The following is a 12,066-nucleotide window of genomic DNA, read 5'->3' on the forward strand; positions in this document are numbered from 1 at the left end:
CTGTTGCCGCTGCTCGGCCCGACCGGAAGCCTCAGCCCGCGTGGACGTCGCTCAGATGGGCCTGACGTCGACCCAGAAGCGGGTGTCGTTGCTCAGGTTGGCGGAGTTGCTGTTGAGTTGGTCCCTGATCCAGTAGATAGCGGTCTTGTAGCCGTTGATGTCGCTGGTGTGGGGGTTGTTGATGCCGGTCTGACCGTTGCGGTGGCCGCCGAACCAGACCGTCATGCCGTAGGCGTTCTGGCTCTGGTGCAGGCAGGAGATGTCGGCGGAGAGAGTGCTGTTGAGCGCGGCGCCGTTGTTCCACTGGCTGGTGGTCTGGCCGCGGAACCGGTCGCACTTGCTGCGCAGCATGTACCAGTTCTGCTTGAAGATGCCGAAGTTCGCGGCATCGTCCCGCTTGTTGTCGCCGTAGGGGTAGTTGGTGTTCATGCGCTCGGTCTCCAGCATGGCCACCGCCAGGTCGAGCACGTTGCCACCCGCGCTGCGGACCTGTTGCTTGCGGCTGCCCAAGCCGCTGATGCTGTACGAGCCGCAACGCATGCCCGATGGGCAAGCTGCTGTGACGATGCCGTCGGTCGCACCGTCAGGTGTCATGCAGGAGTTGCCGTTCCTCCACTCCCACCCATTCACGTCGGAATCACCGACGGTGCAGTAGGAACGGTCGTCGAGGGTCTTGTCCGCACTGGCAGGGACGGCGGACAGTGCCGCTCCGCCAAGCGCCAGCACCATGGCCACCATGAGCGCGGGAAGTCTCCGCATGTGCTCTCACTCCTTCGTGAGTCCATTCTTCAGAAACGGGGTGGTGACGGCAGGGTGGAGTCATGAAACCTGTCGTCTACCGGAAGTCGGGCAACTCGTCGCGGGTGATGACGTAGCTGCTGGCGTACACCTTCTGCGGGTGGGCAACCGAGTTGTGCTGGGGCAGGTACTGCGAGTTCCACGTCATGAACCGCGGCCGTCGGGTGCTGGTGGACTGCAGCCGGTTCGGGTCCGGGATCGGGCCGTTCTCGTGCAGCGCCACCGGCACCTGGGAACCGACGGCGTTGCGCGCGGGCGTGTTGTTGTCGCCCCCCACGTCCCATCGGATCTCCTTCAATCCGTGGCGCCTGGGCATCACCGGGCGCCGGTAGACGAAGTGAGGGTGCCGCGCGCAGGAACGGCTGGCGGCATCGGATGCAGATCCGGTCACGACGAAGGACTGGTGCGGCAGACCGGCGCGAAGTCGTTGCAGGACAGCAGTAAGCGGGTGCGCCGGACCAGTCCTGGGGAGTGTTCCTCCGGAACGTAACGCAGCGGGCCGGGCCTGAACAAGAGGTTGGGCTCAAGTTGAAACTAACTGCTGGTGGCGGTCTGTGCGAGGAGTCGAACAGTCGAATGACGGCTGGGAATTGCCGCCATCGCAGCGCCGCCAGCGGCGTCGGCGGGCTCTGGCCGTGCTCCTCTGGTTGTTCGGTTCGGCCCTGACAGTTCTGTCAGAAGGCTTGTGTTCGATCGTCACCTGGCGAACGTGTCCGTCGAATTCGACGGACGGTTGGAACCAGTTAATTTCAGTGCGGTACTAACCCCTTGTTGGGGCTGGAAGTGTTGCGCTACGTTGCGCAAGTACCACGCCGGGCAGCCGAAAGTCGTTCTACAGCCGGTCATTCCCGTGCACGAAGTCGGATGCGCTCACTCCTCGTTCGTTTCCGGCCCCACTCCACCGTGTCGACGACGACACGCGCACCCTGGAGGCTCACGTGGAGATCAACCGTCGCAACTTCCTGGAGTTGGGTGCGACCGGAATCGGAGTGGCGGGCTTGTCCGCGTTGGGTGTGAGTGCGCTGGGCGTGTCCGCAGCCGGCGCCGCACCCACGGGTCCCGCCACCGAAACCTTGCTGCTGACCGGTTCCGACGCGGACGACACGGTCGCCTGGGACTTCCAGGTGACCGAAGGGCGCAACGCGGGGGTGTGGCGCACGATTCCGACTCCGTCGAACTGGGAGTGCCACGGTTTCGGCACCTACCAGTGGGGCTGGAACCTGCGGCCCAACGAGAAGGGTCTCTACCGGCGTCGTTTCACCCCGCCCTACGCGTGGTCGGGCCGGCGGGTCTTCGTGGTCTTCGAGGGCTCGATGACCGACACCGAGGTGCGGATCAACGGCACCCTGGCCGGTCCGATCCACCAGGGCGGGTTCTACCGGTTCCGCTACGACGTGACGCCTTTGGTGCGGCCGGGGCAGGAGAACCTGCTCGAGGTGACGGTCAGCCGGGACTCTGCGAACAACTCGGTCAACGACGCCGAGCGCCGGGGCGACTACTGGAACTTCAGCGGCATCTACCGGCCGGTGTCGCTCCAGGCGTTCCCCGCCTCGCGGATCGACAGGGTCGCGATCGACGCCAGGCACACCGGCGTGTTCCGGATGGACGTACACCTGGCGGGGGTGAGTTCAGCCGGGCGTGTGTCCGCTCAGCTCCGGCGGCTCGACGGCACCGCGGTCGGCGGTCCGTTCTCGGTGGCGGTCTCGCCGGGCGCGACGACGGCGATGCTGACCACCTCGGTGCCCTCGCCTCAGACGTGGACCGCGGAGACGCCGAACCTGTACCTGGTCGACGTGCAGCTCACAAGCAGCGGCGGCACGCCCCTGCACGGGACGACCGAGCGGTTCGGCTTCCGCACGATCGAGGTGCGCGCCGGTGACGGCGTGTACGTCAACGGGGCGAAGGTGATCCTCAAAGGCACCAACCGGCACACGTTCTGGCCGACCCTGGGACGCGCGTCCAGCCCGCGCATGGCCCGGACGGACATCCTCCTGATGAAGGAGATGAACAACAACGCCGTGCGGATGTCGCACTACCCGCCGGACACGTTCTTCCTTGACCTGTGCGACGAGCTGGGCCTGTACGTGATCGACGAGTTGGCCGGGTGGCAGAAGCGCTATGACGAGAACGTGGGCGCGCCGCTGGTCGCCTCGATGGTGACGCGGGACGTCAACCACCCGTCGATCCTCATGTGGGCCAATGGAAACGAGGGTGGCTGGAACACCGCTCTGGACGACGACTACGCCCGCTACGACCCGCAGCGACGCCCGGTGATCCATCCGTGGGCGACGTTCGGCGGTCTCAACACCGACCACTACGAGACCTACGACAGCACCCGGTCCATCCTCAACGGTTCGGCGATCCACCTGCCGACCGAGTTCCTGCACGCGCTGTACGACGGCGGGGCCGGAGCCGGCCTGAACGACTACTGGGCGCTGCTGGGCGCGGGCGCGCGCCGGGCAGGCGGGTTCATCTGGGCCTTCGTGGACGAAGGGCTCCGCCGCGACGACCGGGGCGGCGTCCTCGACACCACCGGCAACTCCGGCCCGGACGGCATCCTCGGCCCGTTCCGCGAGAAGGAAGCCTCCTTCCACACCATCCGCGACATCTGGTCCCCGGTCCAGCTCACCAATCCCGGCTACTACACCACCACGTTCCCTGCGGGCTTCGACGGCCGGGTCAACGTCGTCAACCGTTACGACCACACCGACCTGCAGGGCTGTCGGTTCAGCTGGCAGCTGCTCAGGCAGGCCGCACCGGTCACGCCCGGCACCACACCGACCGTGATCGCGCAGGGCGCCGTCGCCGGTCCGAACACCGCACCGGGAGCCACCGGCTCGGTCGCTCTCGGCCTGCCCGGCACGTGGGCGGACGCCGACACGTTGCGGATCGACGTCCTGGACCCCGCCGGCCGCACGATCGGCACCTGGAGCTGGCGGATCAAGAAGGCGGCCGACTTCGCGCGGCGCATCGTGGTCCCGGCGTCGGGCACCACGTCCGTCACGGAGGACAGCAGCAGCGTGACCATGACCGCCAACGGCACGGCGATCACGATCTCCAAGTCGTCCGGCAGGCTGTCGCGCGTCAATCGCAACGGCACCACAGTGTCGCTCAGCAACGGCCCGGCCATGGCGGTGGGCTCGGCTGCGCTGACCGGCATCTCGCACTTCCGCGACCGCACCGGCCACGTCGTGCAGGCCACCTACAGCGGCGACCTGAACCAGGTGCGGTGGCGGTTGGACTCCAACGGGTGGCTGCGCCTGGAGTACCGCTACACCCGCAGCGGGCCGCACGACTTCCTCGGCGTGAACCTCGACTACCCCGAGAACCGGGTACTGGGCATGACCTGGCTGGGGGACGGGCCCTACCGGGTGTGGAAGAACCGGATGCGCGGCGTGCACCACGGCGTGTGGAGCAAGGACTACAACCGCACCGCGACCGGAGCGAGCGTCTGGCAGTACCCGGAGTTCAAGGGCTACCACGCCAACACCTACTGGGCCACGCTGCACACCACCGAAGGCACCATCACCCTCGTGTCCGAGCAGGAGAACCTGTTCCTGCGGCTGTTCACCCCTGACGTCGGAGCCAGCCCGATGAGCGCCACCGCGCCGTTCCCCGGCGGAGGGATCTCCTTGCTCGACGCCATTCCGGCCATCGGCAACAAGTTCCACACCGCCGACACCCTCGGCCCGGAAGGGCAGAAGTCCTTGGCCACCGGCCAGTACAACCGCACCGTCCACTTCCGTTTCACCGCCTGACCCCGGCGCACCGGCCGGTCGGGCGACGCCACCGCGTCCCCCGTCTCGGCTGCACCTCGACGTGCCCCTCGACCATCCTCACGCTTTCGCGTTGATCAAAGGAGATCGCATGCGCGCCCTACGACGCACCGGCAGAGCACTGCTCGCCGTTGCGCTTGTCCTCCCGGCACTGACTCTGATCGCTGGTCCGGCCGCCGCTGCGCCCGCCCCGCTCGTGGGCGTGGCGTCGGGCAGGTGCCTGGACGTGGTCGGAGCGTCCCAGACCGTCGGCACGGCGGTAGGCATCTGGGACTGCAACGGCCAGTCCAACCAGGCCTGGGAGTTCTCCGCGTCCGGTGAGCTGCGGGTGTTCGGCGGCGCGCGCTGCCTGGACGTGCCCAACCAGTCCACGACACCGGGCACCCGGTTGACGATCCACACCTGCTCCGGCGGTGCGAACCAGAAGTTCCGGCTCAACGCCAACGGCAGCATCACCGCCACTCAGTCCGGCCTGTGCCTGGACGTGGAGAACCAGGGCACCGCCAACGGCACGGCGGTGGACATCTGGACGTGCAACGGCCAGTCGAACCAGACGTTCCGGATCGGCTCCACGGGCCCCGGTCCGCAGCCGTGCGCGACCAACCCGGTGAACCCGAACGCCTCCACCCAGGCGCGCAAGTTGCTGTGCTACGTCCAGTCGCAGTACGGCAACCACATCATCTCGGGTCAGCAGGAGTCGACCTGGATCGGTGGCCCGGACTACGAGATCAACCACATCCGCAACAACACGGGCAAGTACCCGGCGATCCGGGCTCTGGACTTCGGCGACTCCAAAGACCTCGCGCCGCGCGCCATCGCGTGGTGGAACGCGGGCGGCATCCCGATGATCGGCTACCACATGGGCGCACCGACCAAGCCGGACACCTACGAGGGCACCCAGATGCAGGTGTCGATCAACGCAGTGCTCACCCCCGGCACGGCGGAGTACCAGTCCTTCATGCAGCGGCTGGATCAGGCCGCGGCGATGCTCCAGCAGCTGGAGAACGCGGGCGCCGCGGTGATCTGGCGTCCGTTCCACGAGGCCGGCGGCACCTGGTTCTGGTGGAGCAAGGAAGGCGGCGGCCAGTACAACCGCCTGTGGAACTTCATGTTCAACTACTTCACCCGCACCAAGGGCCTGGACAACCTGGTATGGCTGCACGGCTACAACGGCCAGCCCCAATCCTCGTTCTACCCAGGTAAGTCCGTTGTGGACATCGGCGGCGCGGACACCTACGCGGGCAACGGCAACTACGACCCGCTCAACGCGATGTACAACTCGGTGCGCAACATCGTCGGCTCCACCATTCCGATCGCGCTGCACGAGAACGGTCCCATTCCGGACCCGGACCGGCTGCAGTCGACCGGCACTCGCTGGGTGCTGTTCGGGACCTGGCACGGCAACCACCTGACACAGGGCAACTCCATCGCCCACCTCCAGAAGGTCTACAACCACAGTTACGTCGTCACCCGTGACGAGCTGCCCAACCTCCGGTAACGGCATGACCGGCCGGTGTCGCCCGCCGTTCCGACGGGCGACACCGGCCGGTCGTGCAACTCACTGGGCCGGATCGACGTGGCGGCGAGCCGATGCGTCATCGATCGTGAGTGCCTCGACGCAACGGTGCCTGGCAGCCGCCTGGCCGTTTCGCACACGCCAGTCTGCAGGGACGGAGCAGGAGAAAGCCACGAAGCAGTTCTGGCGCAACAACACCGAGTTCACGATGCGCACACGACAGGAGATCAGCGGCTTGTTCGACGGGCTGGAGCTGATCGATCCGGGTGTGGTCTACCTGCCCGAGTGGCGACCGGACCACGGCGACGAGATCGGCGACGCAAGCGGGGCCTCCACGTTCGCGGGCGTGGCTCGCAAACTCCGTTGAGCGTGCTCAGATGACCGCCGGGGATCGTCCCGGCTGATCTGATGACCACCGCTGGCTTGGCGACACTGTTCATCTCGGCCAAGACCGCCGAGCACCATGTCACCCTCATCGCAGCAAACTCTGCGCCAAGCCAGCGTGAGCTCGAACGCGCACTGGAAGACGTCGACCTGACGACCACCAGGTAGTCACTCCGTCGAGTTGATCCGGTCACCGCGCCGATCCGACCTGGCCCACCATGCGGATGTAGTGCGCGCGGATCTGCCAGATGCGGTTCAGCCGGCTCGGGACGGCGCCACGTGCGTCCCTGATTCAATGGACCGACACCGCCGTGGCCGTCGCTGTGAAGGTCCGCCTGAACTCGGCCGCACGCACCCTGAGGGACTGGCAGACGCGGTCCGCGCCGCGGTCACACGCCGCCTTGATCAGATTGCTCCCGTTGCCAGGCCCGCCGTGTCGGTGCGCGTCCGCTCACCAAGGAAAGCGTCGTGACCGGCCCACGCCGCCCTGCACGGCTCAATCGCACATCGCTGGCCACGATCGGCAAGCACAGCTGTCGCGCTGCTTTGCGAAGAGCTGCGCACCATCCCGGAGTACACGACGTCCGCGCCACTCGCAGGACCGCGTGACGCCCCTGAACTCGCACTGACCATCGTGATCGAACAGGACGCAACCCCGCCGACGTCCGCCACCAGCTGGAGGAGGAGTGCCTGCCCCGACTACGCCAGGCACTCGAACTGGACGCGGTTCCCAGTGAGGTCGAACTCCGCTTCACCACCGCCACGACACGCAGCCTCCGCTGACCACGCCAGTCTTCACAGCTGATCACTCAACGAGGCTCCACCGATAGGGGCGCCACCACCAAGTTGAGCGCTGGAGCACGAGCCGGATCTGCGGCGGTTTCGCGTGTGCCTCGGTCCGAGGCGCTGCAGCGACTTGGTCGTTGACCGTCCAGAACGGGTTCAAACGAAGGTGGGCGTGGGTGGGGCTGCCCGCGCGCCGAGCAGTCGCACCATTTAGCCACTTTGTTCGGCTTTTTCCTACTGCGTGGGCAGGGTCAAGGTGAAGGTCGACAACACGGAAGAGATTTTGGTGCCGAAACCGGTGTACCGGCCACGTGAGTCGATCGTATATCCCGAGTGCGTTCCCAAAATAATTGCTTTACCGTTTTTCAGATAGTACAGCGGTGCTCCGGAGTCGCCTCCGGCGAAGTTTGCTCCACCGGTGTAGCTGAAACCGGATCCATCGGTCGTGCACGGGAGACCGCCGGCGGGGCAGAAGTTCATCGCCGCCAAGCCGATCTTGCGATTGGGCTGGTTGAACGTTGTCTGTCCACTGCTGTAAACACCGGTCTGACCGGGATACGGATTGGCGTGTCCACCCACAGGCAGGCTCGAGGTGCTGCTCGCGTATCCGCCGCTCCAGATCCGCCCGCTTCCGCCGGTGACCCGGATCAGCGCGGCATCGCGGTTGCGGGCGATGAAGTTCAGTTTGCCGACCGTTGACTGTACTGCTCCAGCAGTGCTGATCGTGTCGTAAAGATCGAAGCAGTGCCCGGCCGTGGTCAGGTACGTCTCCCCGCGGGGATTGGTGACGACCACACCTCCCGTGCACACGCTCTGCTGGTCGGTGATGGCAATCGCCCCGTAGAAGGGCGCGATGTCATCGAATCGGCCGTCAAAACCGATCTCGACCTGCTCGACAGCGACCTTGCCGGGATGAGCCGCCACGATCGGTTCCAAGACCTCTGCCGGCGCGTCTGACTGAATCAGGTACTTGTCCAGTTCGGCGCTGTAGAACGAGACGAAAGCGTAGTTCTCGGAAATGCCGTTGCCCGCACGGGTTCCGGCCACCTCCTGCAAGTGCTCCACCAACTCCGTGGTGAACCGGCTGATCCGGACCTCGACCTGGGCAGCGTCGAACCGGCCGACCAGCCGCGAAGTGACGGCCTCACGATCCTGAGCCCGATCGGCGGGCAACATCACCACGTTTCGCCCGCTGTCGCGGAACACCCCGAGAGCGCCGAAGTCAGCCGAGATCTCCGACACGACCGGTAGCTGCGCCTCGGCCAGAGCGGCCAGATCGATCTGGGGCGATGCCTGAGCTGAACCAACAGCGAGAGTCGTCACGGCGGCAGTTGTGGCAACAGCTCGCCACAGCCTGATTCGTTTGCAAACCACGTTTCTTCGACCCTTCGCGTAGCAGAATTGAAGATCCTCTCGGTGCACTCACCGCGAGTCGGCTCACGCTACCGCTTTCATCGCTGAGTCATAAGAGTTATCACTGTCTGGACGTTACCGGCTGGCGTTTTTCGTAAATGTGCGCATAGCACCAGAAAAATCAGGAATTTCACCGGAGTTGGTTTGAAGTTCTCGTTTTGGAAATTTGATGATCTACTCCAGAAAAGCGTGGGCGGGTGCTGCGATCTGTTGCGTGCTTAGAATACTCTAATTGGAGTTCCCCCAGTGCGCTTCTAATTGCAAGGAAAGCGGGAATTGCGTGAACAGTGTTGTCGTCTCAAGAATTCGTCGCTCAGCCGCGTTCGCTGTGGCTCTTGCCTCGCTGGCTATGACGCCGGTCGCCTCGGCTGCAGCTGTGACTGGTGACGGATCTATGATGCAGGCAGTATCGTCAACTCCGCGGTTCGTCGCGTCTGCACCCGTGAGTGCGCAGGACGGTTGGAGCCCGTGGTTTTACAACAACAACAATTTTATTGACTATGCCGCCGCTTACCGATCACTGTCGGACACCCTCGACTTCTATTGCACTATTGGCTACTGTGGTGGGTATGAAACTCATATCTACAAGGCTACCGTTGTGGTGGCGGGTAACATTTCCAGAATTGTCTACCACTACAAGTATCGACGTTTTGAGATGTAGGAAAATCCAGATCCGTCTTCCGACGGTGGCCGGCCTGAGGTAGGGGTGGATGACTCTGCTTGCAGCGACACCTCCTCGAACGGCACCGACAGGTGCAGACGATGCATGTTCAGTCGTGCCTCCAGCCGCCTCCGTGCAAATGTTTTGGTGGTGAGGTTGCGGCGCATGTGCGCGTCTACTGCGAGTGCGCCGCGCACGGTGTGGTCGCGGGCGGGATGTGCTGCATGACGAGCGCCACCGCACCGAGGGTGATCAGGACACGAGGAAGCCATGCCACTCGTCGTCGTCGAAGTTTCCTGACAACACGTACTCCTCGTCACCGGTCGACGGGCGAGTTCCGAACACCTCGTCGAGCGGGAGCGGTCGCCGTGTCGTCGAGCCGATCTTCACCTCCGCTCGCACGGTGATATGGGGATAGGTCTCGTCCAAGCTCGCCAACGCGGTCCGCACGCTGTCCGCGACGGCCAGCACCTGTTGTGCGGGTACCGCCGGAAGCACGAGCAAGAACTCCTTCCTGCTCAACCGCACGGCCCGGTCCACCGGTCGCAGATCGCGGCGCAGCACGTCGGCGATGTTGTTCTCGGTGTGCACTGCCGCGCTCGACCCGTGCACGCTCTCCACCTCATCGAGGTCGGGTATGCGCACGAGAACCAGCCCGAGCTCGACGGTGTCCGCGCGGTCGGTGCCGAGCCACGACTCCAGCGACTGGGAAGTGTGCAGTCCTGTCCACGGGTCCCTGGCATCAGCGCGCTCGTCCGCATGCCGTTGCGTCAGTCGCTCAACTCGGTCACGGGCGCGAGCCATGCCGCTGGTCAGGTGCAGCAACATGGCCTCAGCACGCCGCTCCACCTCGGTCGCGGGTGCCTCCACCACGTTCGTCAGCACGGCGTTGAGACGTCTGCGCACGTCGGGCGGGAGGCGGTCGCCGAGTGCGTCGCGCAGCCGGACCGCTTCGGCATAGGCCTCTTCACGCCGGAATCCCCAGCGGCCGTGGAACAGTCGTGCGGACTCCAGCGATGTCCCGTTCAGGTCCATCTCGCCTAGGTCGGTGGCGACCACGCTGGCACCGAATCGGGGTGAGAGCACCACGACCGACCACTCCGCGGCCAACTCCTCGTCCTGGTGCAACAGCACGGGCGTGATACCCGCGGGCAGGTCGGGTCGCTGACCGGCGACCATTCCCACGACGGTGACCTCTGCCAGTGCGGCAATGCGCCGGTAGACCTCGCTCTCCCGTTCGAAGTAGGGAAGGCGTTGGAACATCGCGATGGCGATCAGTGGCTCGGTGCCGTCGCCTGTCACCGCAGCCTGCTCCACGGCGTGCGAGGCGATGACCAAAGTGCGTTTGGTCAGCAGTCCGGCCCTGGCGTTTCGTGATGGCGCGTTCACCCACGTGCTCCTGTTCGAGTGGTCGCCCCCGCCACGCACGAACCTAGTTCCGGTGTACCTCTGTACCAACTGCACGAACGGGTGACGTCCTGGCAATCACGAGAGTGGTCTTGCAATCACCTCTGTTCGCCATCGTGGAGATGACGTGGTGCACCGCTGCTGGTTCAACCGTCTGGAGCGCGAGGTCCGTTGGCTGTCATGCGCGCGGCGTTTCACCGCGTCACCATTGAGACAGGCGGATGAAGGAGCGTACGTGCTGTCGGCTGCTGAACCGGGTGAGCGCACTGCGGTGGCTTGGCGAGTGGTTCTCGTCCTGCTCGCGACAGGTCAGGTCGTGAGCCCGATCGTCGTGTCGGTGTTGGGCGGTGGGCAGTTCACGACGTCGGACCGCGTCGGCGAGCCGCCGATCGTCCCTGCCGGTTACGCGTTCTCGATCTGGGGTCTGGTTGAGGCGCTGTGCCTCGCGTACGCGATCTGGGCTCTGGTCACCCGAGCCCCGGGACATGCACTGCGCGATCGACTGGCGCGGCCGCTGTGCCTGGTGTTCACCGGATTCACGGTCTGGCTCATCGCAGCTGAGGTGGAGCCGGTCTGGTCGACGGTGGCCGTGTTCGTCGTGATGGTGATCGGCTTGCTCAAGGCGATGGACATCGCGGTTCGCCACCGCGCCGAGATCGCACGCTGGCACACGGCACCTCGCGTTTTGCTGTGGTCGATGCTGGGCGTCTACACCGGCTGGAGCAGTGTGGCGATCTGGGTCAACCTCACCACGGCTCTCATCGAGAGCGGAGCGCCGACGGACGGGCCTGCCGGTGTGGCTGGACAGATCGCGATCCTGGCGGGCGCTACCGCGACCGCTGTGGCGTTGCTCTGGCGTATCGGTGGTCTGGTGTCCTATGGGCTTTCGGTCGCCTGGGCGATCGTCGCGGTGGTGATCGCCACCGCTGACGCACGACAGTTCGTCTTGTCGGTGATCGCTGCGGTGGCCCTGTTGCTCGTGGTGGTAGCGACCGTCTGGTTTCGCCTGCGCGCGCCTGGTGCGGCCTGATCGGCGGGCACATCCCAGCTCTCGTTGTGGAGCACGGTGGATCTTGCTTCTGTGACCCAATCGCTGTGCTGGCGCTGCCCCAGTCCTGCTGCACAGGCCACAGACACGACGAAGGCCCCCGTGAGGATCACGGGGGCCTTCGTCGTGTTCGTGCGGTGGATCAGGCCTTCGGGTCGGACGGCTTGCCCGCGAGCTCGCTCGCCTCGTCCTGGGAGCTGAGACCCTCCGAGGCGTGGGCGTGCTTGCGCGCGTTCTGCAGGGCCACGGTCTCCTCGACCGGGTCCGGCGACCACGT

At 65.4% G+C, this 12,066-nt stretch carries 10 protein-coding genes; 6 read left to right on the plus strand and 4 right to left on the minus strand.

Translation table 11 applies throughout. From position 1 onward, the window contains the following. Positions 1-51: 51 nt before the first annotated feature. Both DFR72_RS30890 and DFR72_RS30895 read right to left on the minus strand, forming a co-directional pair. Positions 52-759, minus strand: coding sequence for a lysozyme family protein (locus tag DFR72_RS30890; RefSeq protein ID WP_143086878.1), 708 nt, complete (start codon positions 757-759; stop codon positions 52-54). A gap of 76 nt (positions 760-835) precedes the next feature. Then, positions 836-1,075 (minus strand): glycosyl hydrolase, encoded by a 240-nt coding sequence (locus DFR72_RS30895; RefSeq protein ID WP_090069578.1) that lies wholly within the window; start codon positions 1,073-1,075, stop codon positions 836-838. A gap of 661 nt (positions 1,076-1,736) precedes the next feature. Here DFR72_RS30895 and DFR72_RS30900 point away from each other — a divergent pair. The 4 genes from DFR72_RS30900 (at position 1,737) to DFR72_RS45800 (ending at position 6,642) form a co-directional block, all read left to right on the plus strand. Next, positions 1,737-4,556, plus strand: a complete 2,820-nt coding sequence (locus DFR72_RS30900) for a glycoside hydrolase family 2 protein (protein WP_245983658.1) — start codon at positions 1,737-1,739, stop codon at positions 4,554-4,556. A gap of 109 nt (positions 4,557-4,665) precedes the next feature. After that, on the plus strand, positions 4,666-6,072 hold the full coding sequence (locus DFR72_RS30905) for a glycosyl hydrolase (RefSeq protein WP_211335592.1): 1,407 nt from the start codon (positions 4,666-4,668) through the stop codon (positions 6,070-6,072). Between the two features lie 4 nt (positions 6,073-6,076). Further along, the gene (locus DFR72_RS30910; RefSeq protein WP_090069580.1) at positions 6,077-6,457 is read left to right on the plus strand and encodes an SAM-dependent methyltransferase; all 381 of its coding nucleotides are present in this window, start codon (positions 6,077-6,079) and stop codon (positions 6,455-6,457) included. A 41-nt stretch (positions 6,458-6,498) separates the two neighbouring features. Continuing rightward, positions 6,499-6,642, plus strand: coding sequence for a hypothetical protein (locus DFR72_RS45800; protein WP_170176476.1), 144 nt, complete (start codon positions 6,499-6,501; stop codon positions 6,640-6,642). A gap of 852 nt (positions 6,643-7,494) precedes the next feature. On the opposite strand, the gene DFR72_RS30915 is transcribed toward DFR72_RS45800, so the two are convergent. Further along, positions 7,495-8,583: a chymotrypsin family serine protease gene (locus DFR72_RS30915; RefSeq protein ID WP_090069581.1), complete on the minus strand. Its 1,089-nt coding sequence runs from the start codon at positions 8,581-8,583 to the stop codon at positions 7,495-7,497. 370 nt (positions 8,584-8,953) lie between these two features. Between DFR72_RS30915 and DFR72_RS45805 the strand changes: the two genes are divergently transcribed. After that, a complete protein-coding gene (locus DFR72_RS45805; protein ID WP_170176477.1) occupies positions 8,954-9,334 on the plus strand; it encodes a hypothetical protein in 381 nt (126 codons plus the stop codon). A gap of 252 nt (positions 9,335-9,586) precedes the next feature. Here DFR72_RS45805 and DFR72_RS30925 read toward each other — a convergent pair whose 3' ends face one another. Further along, positions 9,587-10,723 (minus strand): sensor domain-containing diguanylate cyclase, encoded by a 1,137-nt coding sequence (locus tag DFR72_RS30925; RefSeq protein ID WP_170176478.1) that lies wholly within the window; start codon positions 10,721-10,723, stop codon positions 9,587-9,589. Between the two features lie 145 nt (positions 10,724-10,868). On the opposite strand from DFR72_RS30925, the gene DFR72_RS30930 reads away from it, so the two are divergent. Next, a complete protein-coding gene (locus DFR72_RS30930; RefSeq protein WP_211335593.1) occupies positions 10,869-11,771 on the plus strand; it encodes a hypothetical protein in 903 nt (300 codons plus the stop codon). Positions 11,772-12,066: the final 295 nt, after the last annotated feature.

This window comes from Lentzea flaviverrucosa (assembly GCF_003350445.1).
GTDB lineage: Bacteria > Actinomycetota > Actinomycetes > Mycobacteriales > Pseudonocardiaceae > Lentzea > Lentzea californiensis.